The 22,441-nt window shown below is 58.7% G+C and carries 22 protein-coding genes and 3 pseudogenes; 7 read left to right on the top strand and 18 right to left on the bottom strand.

The features are described 5' to 3' along the window. Position 1: 1 nt before the first annotated feature. From J9870_RS19225 to J9870_RS19155, 15 genes and pseudogenes are all read right to left on the bottom strand, one after another. Positions 2-561: pseudogene (locus J9870_RS19225) on the bottom strand (siphovirus Gp157 family protein). Further along, positions 558-788: a hypothetical protein gene (locus J9870_RS19220; protein WP_246883033.1), complete on the bottom strand. Its 231-nt coding sequence runs from the start codon at positions 786-788 to the stop codon at positions 558-560. Before J9870_RS19220 ends, J9870_RS19225 begins: the two are co-directional and overlap by 4 nt. Before the next feature lie 143 nt (positions 789-931). Further along, positions 932-1,114 carry a hypothetical protein gene (locus J9870_RS19215; protein ID WP_210639536.1) on the bottom strand — a complete coding sequence of 61 codons (183 nt, stop codon included), beginning with the start codon at positions 1,112-1,114 and terminating at the stop codon, positions 932-934. Beyond that, a complete protein-coding gene (locus J9870_RS19210; protein WP_210639535.1) occupies positions 1,111-1,530 on the bottom strand; it encodes a hypothetical protein in 420 nt (139 codons plus the stop codon). The genes J9870_RS19215 and J9870_RS19210 overlap by 4 nt, the downstream gene beginning before the upstream one ends. 829 nt (positions 1,531-2,359) lie before the next feature. Beyond that, positions 2,360-3,273: pseudogene (locus tag J9870_RS19205) on the bottom strand (transporter substrate-binding domain-containing protein). A 95-nt stretch (positions 3,274-3,368) separates the two neighbouring features. Further along, complete coding sequence (locus J9870_RS19200; RefSeq protein WP_210639534.1) at positions 3,369-4,760, bottom strand: aldehyde dehydrogenase family protein; 1,392 nt, start codon at positions 4,758-4,760, stop codon at positions 3,369-3,371. Positions 4,761-4,827: 67 nt separating this feature from the next. Beyond that, positions 4,828-5,643 carry a CoA ester lyase gene (locus J9870_RS19195; RefSeq protein WP_210639533.1) on the bottom strand — a complete coding sequence of 272 codons (816 nt, stop codon included), beginning with the start codon at positions 5,641-5,643 and terminating at the stop codon, positions 4,828-4,830. After that, positions 5,640-6,485 (bottom strand): MaoC family dehydratase N-terminal domain-containing protein, encoded by an 846-nt coding sequence (locus tag J9870_RS19190; RefSeq protein WP_210639532.1) that lies wholly within the window; start codon positions 6,483-6,485, stop codon positions 5,640-5,642. Before J9870_RS19190 ends, J9870_RS19195 begins: the two co-directional genes overlap by 4 nt. Positions 6,486-6,510: 25 nt before the next feature. Then, a complete protein-coding gene (locus J9870_RS19185; RefSeq protein ID WP_210639531.1) occupies positions 6,511-7,440 on the bottom strand; it encodes an FAD-binding protein in 930 nt (309 codons plus the stop codon). Between the two features lie 16 nt (positions 7,441-7,456). Then, complete coding sequence (locus J9870_RS19180) at positions 7,457-8,206, bottom strand: electron transfer flavoprotein subunit beta/FixA family protein (protein ID WP_210639530.1); 750 nt, start codon at positions 8,204-8,206, stop codon at positions 7,457-7,459. A gap of 62 nt (positions 8,207-8,268) precedes the next feature. Then, positions 8,269-9,471 (bottom strand): CaiB/BaiF CoA-transferase family protein, encoded by a 1,203-nt coding sequence (locus J9870_RS19175; protein ID WP_210639529.1) that lies wholly within the window; start codon positions 9,469-9,471, stop codon positions 8,269-8,271. Positions 9,472-9,545: 74 nt separating this feature from the next. Then, a complete protein-coding gene (locus tag J9870_RS19170) occupies positions 9,546-10,709 on the bottom strand; it encodes an acyl-CoA dehydrogenase family protein (protein ID WP_210639528.1) in 1,164 nt (387 codons plus the stop codon). A gap of 66 nt (positions 10,710-10,775) precedes the next feature. Beyond that, entirely contained in the window at positions 10,776-11,372 is a 597-nt protein-coding gene (locus tag J9870_RS19165; protein ID WP_210639527.1) for a thiamine pyrophosphate-dependent enzyme, read from the bottom strand. Further along, positions 11,360-11,899, bottom strand: coding sequence for a thiamine pyrophosphate-binding protein (locus tag J9870_RS19160; protein ID WP_003442221.1), 540 nt, complete (start codon positions 11,897-11,899; stop codon positions 11,360-11,362). The genes J9870_RS19165 and J9870_RS19160 overlap by 13 nt, the downstream gene beginning before the upstream one ends. A 349-nt stretch (positions 11,900-12,248) precedes the next feature. Further along, positions 12,249-13,625 (bottom strand): MFS family transporter, encoded by a 1,377-nt coding sequence (locus J9870_RS19155; RefSeq protein ID WP_210639526.1) that lies wholly within the window; start codon positions 13,623-13,625, stop codon positions 12,249-12,251. Positions 13,626-14,129: 504 nt separating this feature from the next. Between J9870_RS19155 and J9870_RS19150 the strand changes: the two genes are divergently transcribed. Further along, positions 14,130-15,053: a LysR substrate-binding domain-containing protein gene (locus tag J9870_RS19150; RefSeq protein ID WP_210639525.1), complete on the top strand. Its 924-nt coding sequence runs from the start codon at positions 14,130-14,132 to the stop codon at positions 15,051-15,053. A 129-nt stretch (positions 15,054-15,182) separates the two neighbouring features. On the opposite strand, the gene J9870_RS19145 is transcribed toward J9870_RS19150, so the two are convergent. Further along, complete coding sequence (locus tag J9870_RS19145) at positions 15,183-15,545, bottom strand: helix-turn-helix domain-containing protein (protein WP_210639524.1); 363 nt, start codon at positions 15,543-15,545, stop codon at positions 15,183-15,185. A 112-nt stretch (positions 15,546-15,657) separates the two neighbouring features. Here J9870_RS19145 and J9870_RS19140 point away from each other — a divergent pair, with 112 nt between their 5' ends. Then, positions 15,658-16,392 carry an SDR family oxidoreductase gene (locus J9870_RS19140; protein WP_210639523.1) on the top strand — a complete coding sequence of 245 codons (735 nt, stop codon included), beginning with the start codon at positions 15,658-15,660 and terminating at the stop codon, positions 16,390-16,392. 71 nt (positions 16,393-16,463) lie between these two features. Next, positions 16,464-17,063, top strand: a complete 600-nt coding sequence (locus J9870_RS19135; RefSeq protein WP_210639522.1) for an NADPH-dependent F420 reductase — start codon at positions 16,464-16,466, stop codon at positions 17,061-17,063. 51 nt (positions 17,064-17,114) lie between these two features. On the opposite strand, the gene J9870_RS19130 is transcribed toward J9870_RS19135, so the two are convergent. Further along, a complete protein-coding gene (locus J9870_RS19130; RefSeq protein ID WP_210639521.1) occupies positions 17,115-17,567 on the bottom strand; it encodes a helix-turn-helix domain-containing protein in 453 nt (150 codons plus the stop codon). Between the two features lie 320 nt (positions 17,568-17,887). Between J9870_RS19130 and J9870_RS19120 the strand changes: the two genes are divergently transcribed. The 3 genes from J9870_RS19120 to J9870_RS19110 all read left to right on the top strand — a co-directional run bounded on the left by J9870_RS19120 (position 17,888) and on the right by J9870_RS19110 (position 20,624). After that, positions 17,888-18,865, top strand: coding sequence for an SDR family oxidoreductase (locus J9870_RS19120; RefSeq protein WP_210639520.1), 978 nt, complete (start codon positions 17,888-17,890; stop codon positions 18,863-18,865). Positions 18,866-18,949: 84 nt separating this feature from the next. After that, complete coding sequence (locus J9870_RS19115; RefSeq protein ID WP_210639519.1) at positions 18,950-19,891, top strand: SDR family oxidoreductase; 942 nt, start codon at positions 18,950-18,952, stop codon at positions 19,889-19,891. 112 nt (positions 19,892-20,003) lie between these two features. Next, positions 20,004-20,624, top strand: a complete 621-nt coding sequence (locus tag J9870_RS19110; protein ID WP_210639518.1) for an NAD(P)-binding domain-containing protein — start codon at positions 20,004-20,006, stop codon at positions 20,622-20,624. Between the two features lie 256 nt (positions 20,625-20,880). On the opposite strand, the pseudogene J9870_RS19105 reads toward J9870_RS19110, so the two are convergent. Beyond that, positions 20,881-21,279, bottom strand: a pseudogene (locus J9870_RS19105) (OprD family outer membrane porin); the annotation flags it as partial. A gap of 115 nt (positions 21,280-21,394) precedes the next feature. On the opposite strand from J9870_RS19105, the gene J9870_RS19100 reads away from it, so the two are divergent. After that, a complete protein-coding gene (locus J9870_RS19100) occupies positions 21,395-22,435 on the top strand; it encodes a zinc-dependent alcohol dehydrogenase family protein (RefSeq protein ID WP_210639517.1) in 1,041 nt (346 codons plus the stop codon). The last annotated feature ends 6 nt before the right edge of the window (positions 22,436-22,441 follow it).

Here is a 22,441-nt window from a genome sequence, read left to right as displayed (position 1 = left end):
CCTATTTGATGCGAATGGCGCTATCACCGCGCTCAAGGTGGGCCCACGTGGGTTCGGGCAGAAGTTCGTGCTCGGCGTCTTCGCCGGTGGCCATGCGCTTGCGGACCGCCTCGTTGTGTTCGCGGATTTCCTTGAGCTTGGCGGCGATGGCGTTTTTGTCCGGTGCGATGCTGGTTTTCACGGCGGTCAGCTCGTCCGGCACCGCATCTTCGTTGTCGACGATGACCTTCTCCTTGCCCAGTGCCAGGGTGATGGTGAACAGCGGACGCTTGATCGACTTGAGCCCGGCAGCCTCCATGTTCCGGCGAAGGTAGTCGCTGATCTGCGACACACTGTTGGTCTTGATGCGCTTGAGCTCGGCCAGGCGTTCGATCTCGTTTTCAATCGCGGTTACATCGCTTTCGATGTTCCGGCGCAGCATGACGATGTTGTCGGCCTTCACCTCGAACTCGCTTTGGATCTCGTCTATTGCGTGCTGCAAGGCCTCTCTCAGGCCCTCATCATCCGTGTCGGCCATGGCCTGGAGTTCAGCTTGCCGGTGAGCGCGTAGAGCTGGGTCATGCTGCGTTCTCCTTGCCTGGCTCCAGGACGGCTTTGCGCTCTTCAAAAGCGCGAGTGATACGGGCGATGAAAGTCGGCTCGTTGCGGCGGGTCGCTTCGCGGATGTACTTGACGTTCAGCATCTTCAGTTCGTGGCTGGTTACGGCCTTGCCGATCGTCTCGATCGCTGAGTTGAGCCAGTCAGGGCGTTCCTGTTTCTGGCGCAGGACCTCGGCGTCTTTGTCCACAGCCTGCTCAATGGCCTGTTCTTCCTTCAGCTCTGCTCGACATAGGTTTCATCGTCGAACAATCCCAGGAACACGTCTGCGCTGAAGCCAGGCATCGACAAGGCCTTCTTGATGGCGTCAGACCGGTGCAGTACTCATAACGCCTACGTGCGCTGCCTGGTGATTTTCAGGAGGCGCTTGCAGTAGTGGTTGAACTCTTCGACTGAGATGACGCCGCCTTCCATCATTTTGGTGATCATGTGCAGCACGACTTTGCTGGATCCTGGAGGACTCTCCGGGGGCTCCAGGCTTTCCAGTGCCTGGTCGATGAGGATGTGAGGGCTCACAGTTCTGCGTCCTCTGCCTGAGCGGTCAAGGCTTCATCGACCAAGGTCTCAAGTAGGGTCTGTGCGATTTCGACGAGCTTGCCGAGGGGGGCGCTGGGGCCTAGGAGTTCGGCCATGGCGTTCCTGTCGGCCCGGCCATCTGCCGATAGCCGCAGCCAGCCCAGGGCAGGGGTGTTGACCTTGCAGTCCGCCAGCCGGTTGTTCACGTGCTCATCCACGGCCAAGGCAAGGGCGGCCACGGTGACACCCTGAGGCTGACGTATACGGCGCTGGACCTTCATATCCACACCCCGCAACAGATCCTCAGTCGCGTTGTACAGCCACTCAGCCCGCGCAACCTCCCAAGGGCTTTCGCTCACCGTCGAAGGCAACTGGCCGTCGTGCATGGCCTGACAAATCTTCAGTGCTGCGTTCATTGTTGCCTCCAGGGGACGGTGTCGATCCAACAAATTCCGGATGCACACGATCCTTCCGCTGGTTGCCGTTGGGCGCGGAGGGGAGTTCATTCGGGTGGCTAGGATTGCCGAGTAATGAGTTCGAACGTTGAGTAACGTCAAAATTTGATGGTACAAAGACGAGTGAGGTAGCAAGCGGCCTATTTCACGTTCAAAAATGAGCATTTAGTGACTTTGAGGTGAGCAAGTGATTTACGAGACACTTACTGAGAAGATCAAGAGGAAGCACTGAAGGAACTTATCGAGGCGGGACTGGACGGTGCAGTTGGCGGGATCGCAAAACTGGTCTTGGCAGAAGGACTCGACTCACTTACAAAAAAACAGCTGAGCGTGTTTAAAAACCATGTTGATCCATCATTGATGGAAGGCTGCTACAACCAACAATGCAGCAATCAGACGTTGGCGGGACGTCAATATTGCGACTCCTGTGCTATCAGGTTTGGATAAATCTTCGCGCAAAACCTACGCTACAGGCCACGGGCTACCGTTTGCATAAGCACAAGAAATGGCGTTATTTGGCATCCGATGATGGCGTTAAATTTCTTTATTATCAGCAGGTTATCTCTATATAGCTCCCAGCGTGGGGTGCTAGGGGTCGAGTGTTCGAATCACTCCGTCCCGACCATATATTCAAAGGGTTGCGAGATTTTATCTCGCGACCCTTTTTTATTTTTGGTCGTTTTTACCCTACAAAACGACTGGCTCTGGGTGGAATCTTCAGCTGATACCAAGGTTATGGCACAAAAAGACAACCTTGCTGTGTCTTGGTCGCTCCAACAGAAGGGGCGACCTAAAGAGCCTTTTCTGGCGCCGGTTGGTCATTGGGGTGGGCGATGATTGTTTTGAGCTCTGTGCTCATGGGGAATTTGAGATTCAAGCCTTTGGGAGGGATGGGCTGAGTAAACCATTTATCGTAGATGGTGTTGATTTCTCCCGAGGCGAAAAGTGACTTGATCGAGTCATCCACGATCTTTTTGAGATCAGGATCCCCCCGACGCATTGTGCAACCATAGATCTCGTTGGATTGCGGGGTGCCGGTCACCACCCAATCTTCCGGTTTCTTTGCCTTGGCCATCTCACCCGCCAACAATGCGTCGTCCTGCATGAACGCAACGGCGCGACCGGACTCGAGCATTTGATAAGACTCGCCAATGTCTTTGGCTGAGATGACGTTCATGCCCATCTTTTTCTCGGCATTCATGACCTTGAGCATCCGCTCGGCAGTGCTGCCAGCAGTCGTTACTACGTTCTTTCCGTAGAGATCCTGGAAATCTTTGTAGACCGAATCCTTCCTGACCAACAGGCGGGTGCTGGCTTCAAAAATACCGACCGAGAAGTCGACCTGCCGGGCTCTCTCGGCGGTATTGGTTGTGGAGCCGCACTCCAGATCCACAGTGCCGTTTTGCACCAGCGGGATTCGCGTCTGTGATGTCACCAGGTTGTATCGTACGTTCAGCTTGGGCATACCGAGTTCTTGCTTGATCGCCTCGACAATCTTTAATTGAATGTCATGGGAGTAGCCCACCGGCTGACCGGATCCGTCGGCAATGTAAGAGAAGGGAATGGACGAGTCTCGGTGGCCCAGGGTGATGGTCCCGAGGTCTTGATTTTCTCGAGCGTGCCGGTAGGTTCGGCAGCCATGAGTGGGGTACTGATTAAGGCCGCAGTTAGGGTAGCGCCCAGGATTACAGGGAAGGCACGCATCAAAAGCTCCTCATGAGGGGGAGACGAGTCTTTTTCGGACTCGCTCATCTTTGGCTCGGCGAGAGGTCTCGCGGGGCTTGGCGACTTGATTGTTGTTAGTAACGGTCCAGCCAGACGGTCTGCGCATTACAGAATTCGCGCACACCGAAATGCGACAGCTCACGGCCAAAACCGCTTTTCTTTACGCCTCCGAAAGTGACGCGTGGGTCGGTTGCGCAATAACCATTGATGAACACGCCTCCGGTTTCCAGTTCGCCGGCCAGCTTCTGGGCCAGTTCGAGATTGCGTGTGTAGATGGTCGAGGCGAGCCCGAACTCACTGTCATTGGCCAGTTGGAGTGCATGTGCGGCGTCCCGCGCAGTGATGATCGATGCGACGGGTCCAAACAATTCCTGTTTGAATGAGGTCATCTGGTCGGTGACATCTCCGAGCACCGTAGGCTCGTAGAAGTTGCCAGGCCCTTCAGCCTTTCTGCCGCCCAACAACAAGGTCGCGCCTTCTTCCAAGGTGTCTCGGACCTGACGATCCAGTTCATCGCGCAGATCAAAGCGGGCCATGGGGCCGATGTAAGTGTCTGTGGCCAGCGGATCGCCAACGACCAACTTGCAGGTAGATTCGACAAACTTGCGGGTAAACTCCTCGACAACGCCTTGCTCGACAATCAGGCGTTTGGCCGCCGCGCAGACTTGTCCGGTGTTTTGGTAGCGGCCAATCACAGCGGCTTTGACGGCTTCGTCCAGGTCGGCGTCGTTGAGCACAATGAATGGATCTGAGCCACCCAGTTCCAACACGCACTTCTTCAAGGCTGCACCCGCCTGCGAGCCAATAGCCATGCCAGCTCGAACACTGCCAGTGAGCGTCACTGCGGCGATGCGTGGATCAGCGATGGCTGTGGAAACGCCCTTTGGGGTGACGTTGATGACCTCGAACACGCCTTCAGGGAACTCGGCTTGCTTGAAGGCTTCCAGCAGCAGGTAAGCGCATCCCATCACGTTCGGCGCATGTTTGAGAACGTAGGTATTGCCGGCAATCAACGCCGGAACGGCGCCGCGAAGCACCTGCCAGACAGGAAAGTTCCACGGCATCACAGCGAGAATCGGGCCCAGTGGACGATATTCAATTCGTGCCTTGCCGCCCTCAACCTGTGTGGGTTCGGCAGCCAACATGGCGGGGCCGTGTTCGGCGTACCACTCGCAAAGCTGTGCACATTTTTCAATTTCACCGCGCGCCTGCATGGTGGGCTTGCCCATCTCCAGGGTGATCATGTTCGCCATTGTTACAGCGTTGTCGCGTAATGCCTGAGCCAAAGCGATCAACGACTGCGAGCGATCTTCTACGGTTTTTCGTCGCCAGACCGAGAACCCGGCAGTGGCACGCGACAGTGCAGCCTCCAGTGCCGACTCGGATTCGAATGGGTAGTGGCCGATCTGTTCGCCATTGGCGGGGTTGATCGAAATGGCATGGGTAAGGCTGGAAACATTAGTCATGACACCGTCCTGCGAGGTGGGAATGAATGCGTAGCTTCGAAGCAAACTGCCGTCGCTGAGTCAGGTATCAGGTAGCGCGCGCCAGAATGGAGCGCGCTCGACCGATGACCGGTGCGTCGACCATTTGCCCATCCAGCACGAAGACGCCGTCACCTGAGCTGGCGGCTTCGATAATGCGTTGCGCCCAGCGCAATTCTTCAGGGCTTGGTTTTAACGCCTGATGGATGATTGCCACCTGGCTCGGATGGATGCACAACGCGCCACCAAATCCCATGTCGCGGGCAAACTGAACGGTGCTGTGCAGGCCGACGGTGTCCTGTATGGAAGGAAACACGCCATCCAGCGCCGGAGCGAGACCAGCCACCCGAGTTGCAAGCAGTACTGCGTATCGAGCGTGACTCAGGATCTCTTCGGCGGCATGGCTGCCGGTGGTCAAGTTCAGGTCTAAGCCCAGATCAAGGCTTCCGAACGACAAGCGTTCAACGCCCTGGGCCTGGGCAATCGCTTGGAGTTCGGCCAGGCCCAGGGCGCTTTCGATGATGGGCCAGATCGGCTTTTGGGTATTGGCAGCCGTGAGGACGTGCTCCGCGCTTTCTGCTTTGGGCAGCAAAACTCCGATCACGCCGGTGTGTCGTCGACACAGCTCCAGATCTGCTACGTGAGCCCAGTGATCAAGGGCATTCACTCGCACCAGAATCGAGGCGTCCGGATTGTCACTCAAGAAGCGCTCCAGGTTATCCCTGGCCTGTTCCTTGAGGTTTTCCTGCACGGCATCTTCCAGATCAACAATGACCCGGTCCGCTCCGGTAGCGATGGCCTTGGGTATGCGCTCTGGACGAGTGGCCGGCACAAACAGGGCGGAGCGAACAATGGACGTATTCATGGTGTTTCTCCCGCGTTGAACTCGACTTCACCGATCTGCGCTGTACCGTCCTGATTGCCTGCCCAGAGCTGTGCCTTGCCGCTGTCTATCAGGCGTCCGCCGACTTCGAAAGGGTGAGGGGAAATCAAAGGCCGGACGCCACGGAAGGTGAAGCGCATCAAGCGCGCGTTCGGGTGCGCTTTGGTAAAGGCACGCAGATTCAGGGTGGCGATCAAAGGACCATGCACCACCAATCCCGGGTAACCTTCGGTCTCTGTGACGTATGGCCAGTCATAGTGAATACGATGGCCATTGAAGGTGACGGCGGAGTAGCGGAACAGCAGGGTCGCTGAGGGCTCGACCCGTGCCAGCCATTGGCCTTCAGGGAGTGCTTCGGTGCCGCTCAATTTGGGAGGAGTGGGTTCCCGATAGACGATGTCTTGTTCATCTTGAAGAGCACGTTTGCCGTCCTGGAAATACTCATGGCGTACCGTGACAAACAACAAGGAGCCCGTGCGACCGTGCTTCTCTTCGACGTTGAGAATGGTTGATACACAGGTCACGTCAGCCTCCACCATCAATGGCTGGTAAAACTCAAGTCGACTACCCGCCCACATACGATTGCGGTTATGGGCCGGCGGCAAAAAGCCCCCAAGTGCTGGATGGCCATCCGGTCCCAGTTCGCTGGCGCCCACCGGCTCCTGAAAAAATGCCCAGTGCCACAGGGGCGGCAGTGGCTCACCAGGTCGTGGTGCCGGCTCGCCCAATGTCGCGGCGATGCGTCTGACCAGAGTGAAACTGATCCGGTCCTGGCTTTCCTGACGTCGTCCAATCCAGGCGGAAAAATCGGAACTGCCGTTCATGTTGTTCGCTCCAATCGGTCAGTGATCAGGCCAGGGCGGCCATTTCTGGAATCGCTTCAAAGAGATCCGCCACTAGCCCGTAATCGGCCACCTGGAAGATCGGCGCTTCTTCGTCCTTGTTGATCGCAACGATCACCTTGGAGTCTTTCATGCCGGCCAGGTGCTGGATCGCGCCGGAGATACCGACGGCGATGTACAGCTGCGGCGCAACGATCTTGCCGGTCTGGCCGACCTGCATGTCGTTGGGTACGAAACCTGCGTCGACCGCCGCGCGGGAAGCGCCGACGGCAGCGCCCAGCTTGTCGGCCAGGGCGTACAGGTGCTTGAAGTTGTCACCGTTCTGCATGCCACGCCCGCCGGAAACGACGATCTTGGCAGCGGTCAGTTCCGGACGATCGGACTTGGCCAGTTCTTCGTTGACGAAGCTGGAGATACCGGCGTCGTGGGCAGCGCCTACGGCTTCAACGGCAGCCGAACCACCTTCGGCGGCAACCGGGTCGAAACCGGTGGCGCGGACGGTGATGACCTTGACCGCAGCGTTCGATTGAACGGTTGCGATCGCGTTACCGGCGTAGATCGGACGCTTGAAGGTGTCGGCGCTTTCCACCGAGATAATCTCGGAGATCTGGTCGACATCCAGGGCAGCGGCAACGCGCGGCAGGATGTTTTTGCCATTGGAAGTAGCGGCAGCCAGGATGTGGCTGTAGCCCTTGCCCAACTCTGCAACCAGAGGAGCAACGTTTTCCGGCAGTTGGTGAGCGTAGGCGGCGTTGTCGGCCACCAGCACTTTTGCCACGCCAGCGATTTTCGCAGCAGCTTCGGCAACGGCGCCAGCGCCCTGCCCGGCTACCAGGACGTGGACATCGCCACCGATTTTGGCAGCGGCAGCAACGGTGTTCAGCGTGGCCGGAGCCAGCGCCTTGTTATCGTGTTCGGCGATTACCAAGATAGTCATGATCAGGCTCCCCAATTCAAAGCACCTTCGCTTCGTTTTTCAGTTTCTCGACCAGTTCAGCCACCGACTTGACCTTGATGCCCGCGCTGCGTGCAGCCGGCGCTTCGACTTTTACGGTCTTGTTGGTGGAGGCGGTGGAAACGCCCAAAGCGTCAGGCGTCAGCACTTCAAGCGGCTTCTTCTTGGCTTTCATGATGTTTGGCAGGGACGCGTAGCGCGGCTCGTTCAAACGCAGGTCGGTGGTGACGATAGCCGGCAGTTTCAAGGAAACCGTCTGCGCGCCGCCGTCGATTTCGCGGGTCACGGCAACGCTGTCGCCGGACACTTCAACCTTGGACGCAAACGTACCCTGACCATAGCCGCTCAATGCCGCGAGCATCTGGCCGGTCTGGTTGTTGTCGCTGTCGATGGCTTGCTTGCCGAGGATCACCAGCGATGGCTGTTCCTTGTCGACAACGGCCTTGAGCAGCTTGGCCACGGCCAGGGAAGTCAGGTCTTCGGCGGATTCGACGAGGATGGCGCGATCGGCACCCAGTGCCAGCGCGGTGCGCAGTTGTTCCTGGGCGGTGATCGGGCCGATGGAGACGATGACGATCTCAGTCGCCACGCCTTTTTCTTTCAGGCGTACGGCTTCTTCTACGGCGATTTCGCAGAAAGGGTTCATCGACATTTTGACGTTGGTGAGGTCGACGCCGGAATTGTCTGCTTTGACGCGAACTTTAACGTTGTAGTCGACCACTCGTTTCACAGCTACCAGGATCTTCATTGGGCAGTGTTCTCTCAAAAACTTTGATCGTTGCAGGCAGGCTTTTTGTTTTCAGCTCAAGGCTAAATCGCCCCGGCTGCGCGCATTTGTTCAATACGATCCGTACCTAGCCCCAGTTCCTTGAGCACCTGTTCGGTGTGCTGGCCGAGGCCCGGTACGGCATCCATACGTGGCTCGAATGCGCTATTGCTGCCTGGAGGTATCAGGCTGGGCACGGTGCCGGCAGAGGTTTCGACTTCCCGCCAGCGGCCACGCGCCTGAAGTTGCGGATGGTCCCAAACACCTTGCATGTCATTGACCTGGGCATTAGCAATTTGCGCATGCTCCAACCGATCAAACACGGCGTCGTAATTGAGTGTGGAGAACGATTCAACAATGAGTGCCCGCAGCGCCTGGCGGTTTTCGACGCGCTTGAAGTTGGCAGAGAAACGTTTGTCTTTCGCCAGTTCAGGAGTCAGCAGTACCTTGTCGCAAAACAGCTGCCACTCTCGTTCGTTCTGCAAACCCAGCATCACTGTGGTGCCGTCACCGATGGGGAAGGGACCATAGGGATAAATCGTGGCGTGCGCGGCGCCAGCGCGAGGGGGAGGTGTAGCGCCGTCGTAGGCGTAGTACATCGGGTAGGTCATCCACTCGACCAGGCTTTCCAGCATGGACACATCGAGGTGGCTACCTTCGCCAGTGCGTCCACGCAACAGCAATGCAGACAGAATTCCGGTGTAGGCGTACATGCCGGCCGCGATGTCAGCAATCGAGCAACCGGCCTTGGCCATTTCTTCTTCACCTGGTCCGCCGGTGACCGACAGGAACCCGCCTTCGCTCTGGATCAACAGGTCATAGGCTTTTTTCTTTTCATAGGGGCCGCCTGCGCCGTAGCCTGAAATGTCACAAACGATCAGGCGCGGAAACCGCTGATGTAAAGCCTCAAATGAAAGTCCCATTCGTGCTGCGGCACCCGGCGCCAGGTTCTGCACCAGCACATCAGCAGTGGCCAGCAAACTGTCCAGCACCTCGGTGGCCGAATCTTGTTTCAGATCGAGGGTCAGGCTTTCTTTCGAGCGATTGGTCCATACAAAGTGCGAGGCGAGGCCGTTGACGCGTTGGTCGTAACCCCTGGCGAAGTCACCCGTGCCTGGTCGTTCGACCTTGATGACACGTGCGCCGAGATCGGCCAGTTGTCGGGTGCAGAAGGGCGCTGCAATGGCATGTTCAAGGCTGACGACGGTAATGCCATCGAGCGGACGGATGCCTTTGGGGTGGCTCATGATTATTATCTCTCCTGTCATGGCTCCCCAGTCGCGCCTGCTTAAGCAGACGCACTGGGTTTTACGCTGATCCTTTAAAAGGAGCGCGGCAGTTCAAGCAGGTGTTCGGCAACGTACGACAGAATCAGGTTGGTGGAGATAGGCGCCACCTGATACAGACGGGTTTCACGGAATTTGCGCTCGACGTCGTACTCGCAGGCAAAACCAAAACCACCGTGGGTCTGCAAACAGGCATTCGCGGCTTCCCAAGAGGCTTTCGCCGCCAGGTACTTGGCCATGTTGGCGCTGGCCCCGGCATTGATGCCGCTGTCGTATTCCTCGCAGGCACGCCAGCGCATCAGGTCCGCCGCTTCGATTTCAATGTGTGCTTCAGCGATGGGGAACTGCACGCCTTGGTTCTGCCCGATAGGGCGTCCGAACACGACGCGATCACGTGCATAGGCGCTGGCCTTCTCGATAAACCAGCGACCATCGCCAATGCATTCGGCGGCGATCAGTGTGCGCTCGGCGTTCAGGCCATCCAGGATGTAGCGGAAACCTTTGCCTTCCTCGCCGATGAGGCTGTCGGCAGGAATTTCGAGGTTGTCGAAGAACAACTCGTTGGTTTCGTGGTTGACCATGTTGGCGATCGGCTGCACGGTCATGCCGTTACCGATGGCCTCACGCAGGTCGACGAGAAAGATCGACATGCCTTCGGACTTTTTCTTCACGTCGGCCAGAGGGGTCGTACGCGCCAGCAGGATCATCAGGTCGGAATGCTGAATTCGCGAGATCCAGACCTTCTGTCCGTTGATGACGTACTTGTCACCTTTGCGTACGGCGGTGGTCTTGATCTTGGTGGTGTCGGTGCCGGTAGTCGGCTCGGTCACACCCATTGATTGCAGGCGCAATTCGCCGCTGGCCAGTTTCGGCAGGTAGTAACTTTTCTGTGCCTCGCTACCGTTACGCAGCAGGGTGAACATGTTGTACATCTGCCCGTGTACGGTGCCGGAGTTGCCGCCGCAGCGATTCACTTCTTCCAGGATTACCGAGGCCTCGGCCAGCCCGAGGCCGGAGCCGCCGTACTCGACAGGAATCATCGCCGCCAGCCAGCCGGCATCGGTCAGGGCCTTGACGAAGGTTTGCGGGAAGCCTTTTTCTTCGTCGACTTTACGCCAGTAAGCCGCATCGAATTCAGCGCAAAGAGCGCGTACGCCCTCGCGGATGGCATTGAGCTCTTCAGAGTTGCGGTCAGTCATTATTATTCTCCTTAACACGTCACGCATGGCATCGGCCCTGCGTGACGGGGGCCGGGTAGGGAGCAATCAGATCGGGTTGAAACCCAGAGCGGCACGAAAGCGATTCTTGATGTAGTGACCATCGCGCGGTGGCAGCACCCGTGGTGGGTTTTGCGCCTTGATTTTGATCGTCGCGAGCTTGACGCCATCGCGCGTTGCAAAGCGTTCGCGCAGGTCGTGTACGCCTGCCATGTCACGGATTTCATCGGTCCAGCTAAAGCCGCAAGTCTTTGCGACCTGATCCAGGGAAATACCAAAGCCGGCGTGGCTGACTTGCATGCCGGTTTCACCAAAGTGACCGTTATCCAGCACCGCGATGGTCAGGTTGGCGGGCTTTTGCAGTGCCACCGTGGCCAGTGCGCCGAACCCCATGAGCAACTCGCCGTCACCGGTGACCACCACCACCGATTTGTCTGGCTGCGCATTCGCCAGGCCCAGGCCCACAGTGATTGCGCTGCCCATGGCAGCCCACAGGTAATAATTCAGATCATTGTCACCGGCAGCCATGACGTCGTAGGACGCCGAACCCAGGCCGGTCACGACCAGCACGTCTTTGCGGTCGGCCAGCAAGGCCTTGACCACTTCGCGGCGGCACAGGGTGTGGTTTGCGCTTACTTGACCCATTTCTTTTCTCCAATCAGGCGCTGGCCGAGCAGCAGGGCAGTGGACGAATCGCCGTTGAAGGCCATGGTCGCGGCACCGTGCAGCAGCGGGGCGACGTCTTCTGGAACGTCTGCGCGCCAGGTCATGACCTTCATCAGGTTCAGAGAGGCTTCGGTGGCCTGGCCCATCGGGTTCTGCCATGCGTTGAATTCGGCCCAGTCGCCGCGCATGGTCACCACCATCAACAGCGGGAAGCCGGCACACACCTGAAGCGCCAGGGTATTGATGCAGTTACCGACACCGCTCGATTGCATCAAGAGGGCGCCCCGTTCACCGCCGAGCCAGGCGCCGGCGAGGTAGCCGATACCTTCTTCTTCGGTGGTGAGGACAACGGCCTTGATGTCCGGGTCGGCATACGACATGCGGATGGCCGCCGAGTGACCTGCATCCGGTACGAAGACCACGTGTTTAACGTCGTGGGCCTTGAGCACGCGGAATACGTCCTCCTGCCAATCCTGTCCCACGGTATGTTCAGCTTCTGTTGACATGCCCATCTCCCAAGCAGTGCTGCTTTTGTGTTTCACACATTCTGGGAGCGCTGAAGGAGAACGACGACTACCGTTTTTGTCTTTGAGATATGCCCGTTTTGTATAGCTTGGCGGTGAATGCGTGGCGCGGCTGTTCGCGGCGATAACCACGAAACCTGGGCAGGGGAGGCCGGAAAGTTGTCGTTCACGAACGCGCGGGGTTTGAGTGCGCCGCCATAGTAATTGGGCATATCTGGTAGCGCGCGGGGTCTGTTACGCAGGTGGCAGCTGCATCTGCCATACGATGACGAAGAAAAGGGCCCAAGATAAAACATGGGCCCTTGAAGTTAGTCTGGAGATCCTCCGTCAATCAGACTCGCACAGCATGCGGCTTAAGACAGCCCTTCAAACCGGTGCGTTCTTCAATCTCCCCTGAGCCGCTGATATAACCGTAACGCGACAGGTTTGGCATCAGCATCGCGGCGATGAAGGTGATACTCACGACCGCCGCTACGTAGAAGAAAAAGTACGCCTCGACGTCTTGTGAGCGAAGCGACAAGGCCACGTATTCGGCGGTGCCGCCAAATGCTGCGTTGCCCACCGCGTAGGGAAATCCAACCCCCAGTGCACGGACAGCCGGTGGGAACAGTTCGGCTTTGACGATCCCGGCAATCGGCGTGTAGAGCGACGCAATGGCCAGGCCGCCAAACACGAGCACGAATGCCATGAATGGGTTGCTGACCGACTGCAGCGAGTAGAGCAGGGGGATCACCAGCAACATGGCCAGCCCGGAGAACATCAGCATGTGCGCCTTGATACCGATACGGTCGGCGAGCAAGCCGAACAGCGGCTGGCAAAGCATGAAACCGACCAGGGCCGCGGTCATGATGAAGCTGACCGTTTCCGGGCTGAAACCGGCGGAGATCACCAGGAACTTCTGCATGTAGGTAGTGAAGGTATAGAAATACAGCGAGCCGCCGATGGTGAACGCCACCACCAGGGCAACCGCGCGCTTGTGTTTGAACATGCCGCGCAGAGAGCCGGCGTCCTTGCGGCTCATGTCCTTCTTGGTGGCCGTTTCATGCATGGCGCGGCGCAGATACACCACCACGATCGAGCTCAGTGCGCCGATGAAGAACGGAATCCTCCATCCCCATTCGCGCAACTCTTCGCCGGTCAGGGTTTGCTGGAGAATGACTACGGTCATCAAGGCCAGCAGCTGACCGGCAATGATGGTGAAGTACTGAAACGAGCCATAGAAACAGCGACGGCCCGGTGTCGCGATTTCGCTGATGTAGGTGGCGCCGGTGCCGTACTCCGCACCTACGGACAGGCCCTGAATCAGCCTGGCGACGACGAGCAAAACCGGCGCAGCCACACCAATGGTTTCATAGGTTGGCATAACGGCAATCAGCAGGGAGCCGGCGCACATCATGAATACCGAGATAATCATCGACACCTTTCGGCCGCGGGTATCGGCAATCCAGCCAAAAATCCAACCGCCCAGAGGGCGCATGAAAAAACCGACGGCAAAAACGCCGGCTGTAGCGAGCAGTTGGCTCGTGGTGTCACCTTTGGGAAAAAACGAAGCCGCGAAGTAGATGGCGGTGTAGGCGTAAATGAAAAAGTCGTACCACTCCACGAGATTGCCCGAACAGGCACCCATGATTGCTCTGACGCGATTCGGACTTTTCATCTGATCGGCCTTTGCAGCGTGGATTGTTGAGTCGCTGGTTGATGCGGACATTTTGTTCACCCTTTTTTCAAGGCGAGACGATACGAGGCGCACGCTGATGCGTGTCCGACGTTGCTAACTCGATGTGTTGAAGTGCTTAGCGCAGTTGCAGTGATCCTTTGACGACCAAGGCACATGAAGAGGGGGGATGTATATGAGAGGTCAGTTGCTCACTGACGGTATCAGGCGGGTCGGTCAGGTAACGGGAAATGTAGTCAATCATGGCGTAAACCCTCGAATCTTATTCTTGTAGTCAGTCGATCGCTCTTGGCGTCGACGTTGATTGCACGCTACCGCAGAGTGACGAGGGTAATAAGCCGTCAGCCAGGTCTAACTGATATACCGAAATTCTATAACTTGTCTTGCAGCCCCGGCTGGCTAGGGTATACCGCCGCTCGTAAGCCGCGACTCCCCATGCGACACGGCTTCTGCGGCATTCCAAGGGGCGCTAATGCGTTTACACTGACTCTACCTTCGACGCATTTCGCGCCGAGCCCGACTTTGACTGGCCAGGTAATGGATGTCGTTCAACTCAAGACCCTAATTCATGTGGCCGAGCTTGGCAGTCTCAGCAAGGCCTCCGACCGGCTTCACATCGCACAACCGGCACTGAGCAGGCAAATTCGTCTGTTGGAAAAAGAACTCGGGGCCTACCTGTTTGATCGACATGGACGAGGCATGGAGATCACCGATGCGGGCCGTGAAGTGCTGGCACATGCCACCCGAATCATGGAAGAAATGGAGTCCATTCGAAGTTCTGTTGTGGGCGGAAAGACCTCTTTTCGGGGAACGGTCGTCATCGGTACGACGCCGACGGTCGCGGAAATTGTCACCGTTCCATTGGTACGCAAGATCAAGGAGGTGCATCCGAATCTTGCCGTCAGGTTTTCCTCAGCCTTCAGCGGCTATCTGCTGGATTGGGTCCAGCGTGGCGAATTGGAACTGGCGATTTCTTACGACCCCCAACCGTTGCATACGCTGCGTATCGTGCCGGTGATGATGGAAAACTTGCTGCTGGTCGGTCCCGCCAGCGCCAACCTGCGTCTTGATACGCCGGTGTCCTTTGAGTCATTGGCTGAGCAGGCATTGGTATTGCCAAGCGCTCGACATAGCCTTCGCGTGATTCTGGATAATTGTGCGCGTGAGCTCGGGATCAAGCTCAAGACCAGCGTTGAAGCAGACTCCTTCGGCGCCATGATCGACCTGGTCCGTAATGGCTTCGGTTTGACTGCTTTGCCTTTGGCATCAATTTACGCGCAAATCGAAGCCGGTGTGCTCAGTGCAGCCCCCTTGGTCGACCCCATTCCCATGCGCAAGCTTGTTCAGGTTTTTCCTGCCGACAGGCGTGTCAGTCCGGCTGCCAAATTTGTCGGGGATGCCTTCATCGAGATTGCCACCGATCTGGTCAATCGCAATATCTGGGCCGGACACATGCTTTGAGCCAACGGTCATTCTCTTGGCTCGTGTGCCCCTTAAACATGGTTGGCGCATGGCTCAGGTGTTCGCTCGGCGAAAAGACGGCGCACGCCTGCGCAAAATAGTCCCGCTCAGCGGTTCGTCTGCATCCCGCTAGGCCAAAGCGTCGCGCTTGGCGAAGATGCTTGCCATTTGCGCCGCGTTCTCGGTTCCCCAGGTGCACAGCGGGATGATCGCATCCGCCAGACTACGGCCCAGCGGGGTCAGCGTGTAGTCCACGCGCGGGGGCACTTCCTTGTAGTCGGTCCGTGCAAGCACCTGATCGGCTTCCAGATCCTTCAACTGCTGGATCAGGACCTTGTCGCTGACTCCAGGGATCAAACGCTTGAGCTCGCCATAGCGTTTCGGGCCGCCGCGCAGGAAAAACAGGACCAGCGGTTTCCACTTGCCCGAGATGATGCGCAGCGTGGCGTTGAGCCCGCATCCGGTGTCGCAGATTTCAGATGTCGTCGTCATTTTTTGATACTTACCAAAAGGTGCATACTTGTCCTTAGGTTATCAGCGCTGCATCCTCGTCTCAAGCAAGCAAATTCCTGCTTGGGTACAACTCCAATGAAGGATGCACGTCATGACCAGATTGAATGGAAAGACCGCCGTGATTACCGGTGGCGCTACCGGCATCGGCCTCGCCGCAGCAAAACGCTTCATCGAGGAGGGCGCCTTCGTCTTCATCTTCGGCCGCCGACAGGAAGCGCTCGACGCTGCTGTAGCTGAGCTCGGGCCCAATGCCCGCGCGGTGAAGGGCTCGGTCTCCAATCTCGCTGACCTCGACCGGCTCTACGCGGTGGTGAAGGCCGAGCGCGGAGCCCTCGACATCGTCTTCGCCAACGCTGGGGCGGGAAGCCCGCTTGCGCTCGGCGAAATCACTGTCGAGCACATTGACGAAACCTTTGACACCAACGTGAAGGGTACGATCTTCACCGTCCAGAAGGCGCTGCCACTGATGGGCCAGGGTGGTTCGATCATCCTGACCGGATCGAGCGCCGGCACCACGGGCGCCCCCGCATTCAGCGTCTACAGCGCGAGCAAGGCGGCAGTGCGCAACCTCGCGCGGACCTGGGCGCAGGACCTGAAGGGTTCCGGCATCCGGGTCAACGTGCTGTCGCCCGGGCCGACGGCGACCGAACTTGCGAAACAAGCGCTGGGCGAGGAAGGCATGAAGGTCTTCGCCGCGATGAACCCGCTCCAGCGCATGGCCGAGCCGATGGAGATCGGCGCAGCGGCCGCCTTTCTTGCGTCGCAGGACAGCAGCTTCATGACCGCCAGCGAAATAGCGGTCGACGGCGGCCTGGCGCAAATCTGACTCACGACGCCCGCCGGGCACTCCACTCGAAGTGCGGAGCCCGTAGGGCGTGGTCAACCTGAGGAAAATATATGAGCTATGCAATTATCGGCTTCGGCAAACTCGGCCAGGCGCTTGCCAGGGCGTTTGCCCGCAAAGGCATCGAAGTATCCGTTGCAACCACGCGCGATCCGGAAAGTTTTGCAGCCGATGCTGCCGCGATCGGCCCCGGGATTATTCCAAGAACACTGGCGCAAGCCATCGAGGCGGACATTGTCTTTTTGGCTGTCCGCTACGAGTCGCACCGGGAAGTCGCGAAGGCGCTGCCGAGCTGGAAGGGCAAGACCGTCGTCGATGTGACCAACGCCTACGGCGTGCCCCCCGAGGAACTGGGAGGACTGCCTTCTTCAAAGGTCGTCGCGCAAGCCTTCACGGGTGCAAGACTGGTCAAGGGCTTCAACCATTTGGTCGCTGCCGTTCTAGACCAGGACCCGGCCGTACAGGGTGGCAGGAGAGTCGTGTTCCTGGCGAGCGATGATGACGGCGCCGCAGCGGAGATTGGTGCGCTTGCGGAAAATCTCGGTTTCTCGCCGATCAAACTGGGCGGGCTTTCGGAAGGGGGGCTGCTTGTGCAGGCGCGCGGAAATAGCTGGGGTCAACTGATCTTCAAGGACTTGGTCAAGTTCGACTGATCAATCGCTGCAATCGTCGTGCGGCGTGACGGGGCGCGCTTGGCATCTTGCTCATTCCTTGTTCTCAGAAAAGATACATCCGCCATTGCGCACCAGCGTCTTTACCTCTTCGCTCACCTGCATCGGGTTTTGACTCAGTCGAGCAACGAACTCCTCGCGGCGCCGTACATACGACTCCGAATCGTGCTTCGCACTCCAAAGGACAATGTTGAGCACGATGGGAATGAGGTCCAGGCCCTTCTCAGTCAGCGAGTAGAAGTCTTTGCGCCCGTCATCGGGGCTGGGCACCCGCGAGAGAACGCCTTGCTCCTCAAGAAAGGCAAGGCGTGAAGCCAGCACATTGGTCGCGATGCCTTCTTCCGATTTCCGGAACTCGCCATACGTCTTTTTGCCCACAAAAACGATGTCGCGAATGATCAAGAGCGACCACCGGTCGCCGAAGATCTCCACGCCGTAGTTCACCGCGCAATGGGACCGAAAGTCTTCTTTAAGAGTTGTCTTCATCGCTGGATCTTAGCATCACTTGCATAGAGCAAGTAAAACTCCATGGATCGCTTGCTTTTTGCAAGTGAAAAGACCAGCATGGATCCTACGTTGAGTGAGTTCTCCGGATCGCACCAGCAACCTAAGAATGATCAACCCTGCAAGGAAACTGCACATGAGCACGATCAGCGTCATCGGCTCAGGTGACATGGCCGCAGCGATCGGCGGCCTTACCGCCAAGGCCGGATACATCGTCGATTTCGCGATCGGCGTCAGCCTTCCTGGCTGAGCGTACGCGTTCCCGCGCGTCTCGTATCACACTGTTCAAAAGGGCCAATAACATGCTCGTTTTCGTCACTGGCGGCACCGGCCACGTCGGTTCATACGTCATCCCCGACCTCATCGCAGCCGGCCACGAGGTCGTCGCTCTGGCAAGGTCAGACGCGTCCGCGTCAGCGGCGTCAGCGGCGTCCGCGCTCGGCGCCAAGGTGCGTCGTGGAGATCTTGCCGACCTCGAAGGGCTCAAGGCGGCGGCGGTCGAATCCGACGGCGTCATCCACCTCGGATACAGGGCCGACCTGCTTCCGTCCGGCGGGATCGCCGCCTTAGTCGAATCAGAACTCGCGACCGTCCTCGCGTTCGGCGAGGCGCTGGCGGGCACGAATAAGCCATTGGTCGTTGCAGGCAGTATTGGCACGCCCATGAACGTGGGCAGAGCGGCGCCTATCGGCGCACCGGTCAGTCTGGGCCGCCCGGCGACCGAGGATGATCCCGCCTTACCTAGCGGCCCGATCGATTCAGGCACTCTGTTGGCACGCAATGTCGTGGAAACCGCTGTCGTGGGCCTGGCCGAGCGAGGTGTCAGATCGTCGGTCGTGCGGATTCCGACTCTCTTACACAGTGCGACCGGTCGCCTGCAACTGATCATGCTCGCGAAAACAAAGGGTTTCGCTGGCTATCCGGGAGAAGGCAAGAACCGGTGGCCCGCTGTGCACGCCCGCGATCTTGCCTCTCTGTTCCGCCTGGCGCTCGAGAAGGGGGCCGCAGGCAAAACCTGGCACGCGATCGGCGAAGAGGGAATCCCGTTCCGCGAGATCGCCGAGGCGATAGCCGCTCGCCTGGGAATACCCGCCGTGAGCATCCCCGCGGACGAACTGATGCTGCCGGGCTACTTTGGGTTCCTGGCGGCAGTGGCCACGCTAGACCTCCCCGCATCGAACGCCATCACCCGCCAGGCTCTTGGCTGGGACCCCGTTCAACTCGGTCTGATCGAGGACCTCGACAACGGCCATTACTTTCCACCGACTGACTTGAGCTGACGGCGGGGCGCTGGATCGTTAATGCGCCCGGCACAGTCCCCCAGCACCTTTTTCCGCACCCCATCACCCACGAGGAACACGCATATGCATGTTTTTGTTACCGGCGGCACCGGCCATTCCGGTCCGTACATCATCTCCGATCTTATCGCCGCCGGCCATGAGGTCACTGCTCTGGCTCGGTCCGACACGGCTGCGGCGCAGGCTGCTGCGCTCGGCGCCAAGGTACGTCGCGGCAACCTCGAGGATCTCGACGGGCTAAAGGAAGCGGCCGCAGCCTCGGACGGCGTCATTCACCTCGCGCATCGGCAGGACCTGATTCCAACCGGCGGTATCAACGCAGTTGCGGCCGCGGAGCTTGAGATCATGCTCGCCTATGGCGAAGCATTGGCCGGAAGCGCAAAGCCGTTGGTCGTGTCTGGAAGCGTCGGCTCGCCTGGTTGGGAGGGCTTGGGCCGGCCGGCCACCGAGGAGGATCCGCCCCTTCCTGGCGGTGATCCGTACAAGAATACCCTGCGGGTTCGGAACATCGTGGAAACCACGGTGATCGGTCTCGCCGAAAAGGGCATACGGTCTTCGATCGTGCGGATCCCTGAAATCATGCACAGCTCCACCGATAACGCCGGTTTCCTTCCGCTGTTGATCGGGCTGGCCAAGGAAAAGGGTGTCGTCGGTTACCCCGCAGAAGGTGCCAACCGTTGGGGGGCCGTGCATGCCCGTGACCTCGCCACCGTGTTTCGCCTGGCGCTGGAGAAAGGCGCCGCGGGCAGAAGCTGGCATGCAATCGCCGACGTAGCTGTCCCGTACCGCCAGATCGCCGAAGCCATTGCCAGCCGGTTGAATCTGCCGGCCGTGTCTATTCCCGCGGACGTGCTGATGCTGCCTGGCTACTTCGGGTTCCTTGCGAATCTGGTCACGCTGGACACCCCGACATCGAACGCCATCACGCGCCGGGTTCTTGGCTGGGAACCGACCCAGCCCGGACTCTTCGCCGATCTTGATAGCGGTCATTACTTCCCGGCCGACTGATGAGGTGACGGCACACCACCGGGTCGTACTGCGCCCGGCGGGTGGCCCAACAGCGACGGCGTAACCCGTCCAGAAAAGATCGAAATACCTGATTTCAGAACGGAGACAGCTTATGAGCACTATCAGCATCATCGGTTCGGGAGGCATGGCCGCGGCTGTCGGCGGCCGTATCGCCAAGGCCGGACACACCGTCGAGGTTGTCAGCCGCGATCCCGCCAAGGCGCAGGCGCTTGTCGACAAGCTCGCCTCCGGAGCGATCACAGGAACTTACGGCGCCACTCCGGCGGGCGACATCGTTATTCTCGCCGTACCGTACACCAATGCGGTGGCGGTACTGGCCGACTTTGGGAAAGCGCTCGACGGTAAGGTGATCATCGATATCACCAACCCGGTCGCTCCCGATCTCTCGGCCCTCGTTACCCCCCACGGCAGTTCCGGTGCGCAGGAGATCGCCAAGGGCGCCCCGGCCAGCGCGCATATCGTCAAGGCGTTCAATACCCTCTTCGGCCATGTACTGGTGAAGGATGAACGCCTTGACGCGTTCATTGCGGCGGACGATGCGCACGCCAAGGCGCGCGTCTCGACCCTCCTCGAGAGCCTCGGGCTGCGTCCGTTGGATGTCGGCGGCCTGCAGATGGCCCAGACGCTCGAGTGGCTCGGTCTGATGATGATCGGCCTGGCTAAAAACGGCGCCGGCACTTGGGATATCGCCATGAAAGTCGATATCGGCTGAATCACCGACACCACGTCCTCACCCGCAGGCCAACAACGAGTCCGGTTAGGGCGAGGGCTGGCCGCTGGCCGGCATGCACCGCGGGCACCAGGAATTGGCGGATTTGCTTCAGAAGGCTTGCGAAATGGAAAACTGACAAATATCCGAAGGTATATCGATACGCAAGCACTGGTGCGGGCTTCCGAGATAGACGTTACTGGACTCTCGTAGTCCCACCACGCTGGGCGACGATGCGCATCACCCAGCGTGTCGGTATTTACAGAATGTTCAACGGATAGCTGACGATCACCCGATGCTCATCACTGTCCCGTTGCGTAGACACTTCGGTGCGCAATGAGGCGTGACGCAAGGCAATGCTCAGGTCCTTGAGCGGACCTTGCTGGATGACATAGCTCACCGTCAGGTTGCGCTCCCACTCGCTCTTGTCGCCGGTGGGGGTACGGATGTTCGAGCCGCTTTCGTACATGCCCAGGAAACTCAAGCCGGGAACCCCGACCTTGGCGAAATCATAGCCATAGCGAACCTGCCAGGTAGTTTCCCCTGCGCGCTGGAACTTGCCGATCATCGATTCCGTCATGAAGTAGGCGGTAGAGCCGTCACCCTGGTTCAACCAGACCGCATCGCTGTCGCCGCTGACTTGCTGCAGGCCGGCAGCGCGCGCGCCAGGCATGGCGCGGATCAGCTACTGTATTGGCCACCCGATAGTCGCTTGACCCCGAGCCGCTTGGTCGCATTCGCGTACAGCGCTTTTCTAAAGCAGAGGGATCCTCATGAAAGCCGTAGTTTACGAAGCCTTTTCCCAACCCCCACGTTTGATGACGGTCGAAGACCCGACGCCTGAGCCTCATGGTGTTGTGGTTCAAGTGCTCGGCACCGGCGTATGCCGAAGCGACTGGCATGGCTGGAAAGGTCATGACCCTGACATCCGGTTGCCTCATGTGCCCGGTCACGAGTTGGCAGGGATCGTGGCTGAGGTCGGCAAAGATGTCACAAGATGGAAGGTTGGCGATCGCATCACCGTTCCTTTTGTCGGTGGTTGTGGTGCTTGCCCGGAGTGCAATAGCGGCAACCAACAAGTGTGTCACAGCCAATTTCAGCCCGGTTTCACCCATTGGGGGTCTTTCGCCGAGTATGTGGGGATTCACAAGGCGGATCTGAACTTGGTCGCGCTGCCTGAAAGCATGGATTTCGCCACGGCGGCGAGTCTTGGCTGTCGTTTCGTCACGTCGTTCCGTGCGGTTGTCGATCAAGGCAAGGTCACGGCAGGTCAGTGGGTGGCGGTTCATGGCTGCGGTGGGGTGGGGTTGTCCGCTGTCATGATCGCTCAAGCGATCGGAGCGAACGTCATCGCCATCGATATCTCGGACGACAAACTGAAGCTGGCCCAATCGCTCGGTGCCGTCGCTACCGTCAATGCGAGCCGCGTCGCTGATGTCACTGAGGCGGTACTTGAAATCACCAAGGGCGGCGCGCACGTTTCGCTGGATGCTCTCGGTCATCCAACCACCTGCTTCAACTCCATCAATAATCTGAGACGGCGCGGCAAGCATGTCCAGGTCGGTTTGATGCTGGCCGACCAGAGCACGCCGGCGATTCCAATGAGCAAGGTCATTGCCTACGAGCTGGAGATCTGTGGCAGCCATGGCATGCAGGCTCACCGTTACGGCGCGATGCTGGAGATGATCACGTCCGGCAAGCTGGCGCCTGAAAAGCTGGTCGGCAAGACCATCAGCCTTGAGCAGTCCATTGATGCGCTCATGAACATGGACCGGTTTGACACGACAGGTGTTACGGTTGTGACGGAGTTCTAAGTGGTA

Origin of the sequence: Pseudomonas sp. Tri1, assembly GCF_017968885.1 — a bacterium.
Taxonomy (GTDB): Bacteria; Pseudomonadota; Gammaproteobacteria; order Pseudomonadales; family Pseudomonadaceae; genus Aquipseudomonas.
The sequence above is the reverse complement of the archived record's forward strand: the minus strand, read 5'-3'. Positions and strand labels throughout refer to the sequence as shown.

What these genes read in the sequence shown, in the direction of transcription:
- J9870_RS19135 (WP_210639522.1), top strand. Translation starts at nt 16,464, where the DNA reads ATGAGCTATGCAATTATCGGCTTCGGCAAACTCGGCCAGGCGCTTGCC.
- J9870_RS19100 (WP_210639517.1), top strand. Translation starts at nt 21,395, where the DNA reads ATGAAAGCCGTAGTTTACGAAGCCTTTTCCCAACCCCCACGTTTGATG.
- J9870_RS19210 (WP_210639535.1), bottom strand. Translation starts at nt 1,530, where the DNA reads ATGAACGCAGCACTGAAGATTTGTCAGGCCATGCACGACGGCCAGTTG.
- J9870_RS19140 (WP_210639523.1), top strand. Translation starts at nt 15,658, where the DNA reads ATGACCAGATTGAATGGAAAGACCGCCGTGATTACCGGTGGCGCTACC.
- J9870_RS19120 (WP_210639520.1), top strand. Translation starts at nt 17,888, where the DNA reads ATGCTCGTTTTCGTCACTGGCGGCACCGGCCACGTCGGTTCATACGTC.
- J9870_RS19160 (WP_003442221.1), bottom strand. Translation starts at nt 11,899, where the DNA reads ATGTCAACAGAAGCTGAACATACCGTGGGACAGGATTGGCAGGAGGAC.
- J9870_RS19165 (WP_210639527.1), bottom strand. Translation starts at nt 11,372, where the DNA reads ATGGGTCAAGTAAGCGCAAACCACACCCTGTGCCGCCGCGAAGTGGTC.
- J9870_RS19130 (WP_210639521.1), bottom strand. Translation starts at nt 17,567, where the DNA reads ATGAAGACAACTCTTAAAGAAGACTTTCGGTCCCATTGCGCGGTGAAC.
- J9870_RS19185 (WP_210639531.1), bottom strand. Translation starts at nt 7,440, where the DNA reads ATGACTATCTTGGTAATCGCCGAACACGATAACAAGGCGCTGGCTCCG.
- J9870_RS19155 (WP_210639526.1), bottom strand. Translation starts at nt 13,625, where the DNA reads ATGTCCGCATCAACCAGCGACTCAACAATCCACGCTGCAAAGGCCGAT.
- J9870_RS19150 (WP_210639525.1), top strand. Translation starts at nt 14,130, where the DNA reads ATGGATGTCGTTCAACTCAAGACCCTAATTCATGTGGCCGAGCTTGGC.
- J9870_RS19145 (WP_210639524.1), bottom strand. Translation starts at nt 15,545, where the DNA reads ATGACGACGACATCTGAAATCTGCGACACCGGATGCGGGCTCAACGCC.
- J9870_RS19200 (WP_210639534.1), bottom strand. Translation starts at nt 4,760, where the DNA reads ATGACTAATGTTTCCAGCCTTACCCATGCCATTTCGATCAACCCCGCC.
- J9870_RS19170 (WP_210639528.1), bottom strand. Translation starts at nt 10,709, where the DNA reads ATGACTGACCGCAACTCTGAAGAGCTCAATGCCATCCGCGAGGGCGTA.
- J9870_RS19175 (WP_210639529.1), bottom strand. Translation starts at nt 9,471, where the DNA reads ATGAGCCACCCCAAAGGCATCCGTCCGCTCGATGGCATTACCGTCGTC.
- J9870_RS19110 (WP_210639518.1), top strand. Translation starts at nt 20,004, where the DNA reads ATGAGCACTATCAGCATCATCGGTTCGGGAGGCATGGCCGCGGCTGTC.
- J9870_RS19180 (WP_210639530.1), bottom strand. Translation starts at nt 8,206, where the DNA reads ATGAAGATCCTGGTAGCTGTGAAACGAGTGGTCGACTACAACGTTAAA.
- J9870_RS19115 (WP_210639519.1), top strand. Translation starts at nt 18,950, where the DNA reads ATGCATGTTTTTGTTACCGGCGGCACCGGCCATTCCGGTCCGTACATC.
- J9870_RS19190 (WP_210639532.1), bottom strand. Translation starts at nt 6,485, where the DNA reads ATGAACGGCAGTTCCGATTTTTCCGCCTGGATTGGACGACGTCAGGAA.
- J9870_RS19195 (WP_210639533.1), bottom strand. Translation starts at nt 5,643, where the DNA reads ATGAATACGTCCATTGTTCGCTCCGCCCTGTTTGTGCCGGCCACTCGT.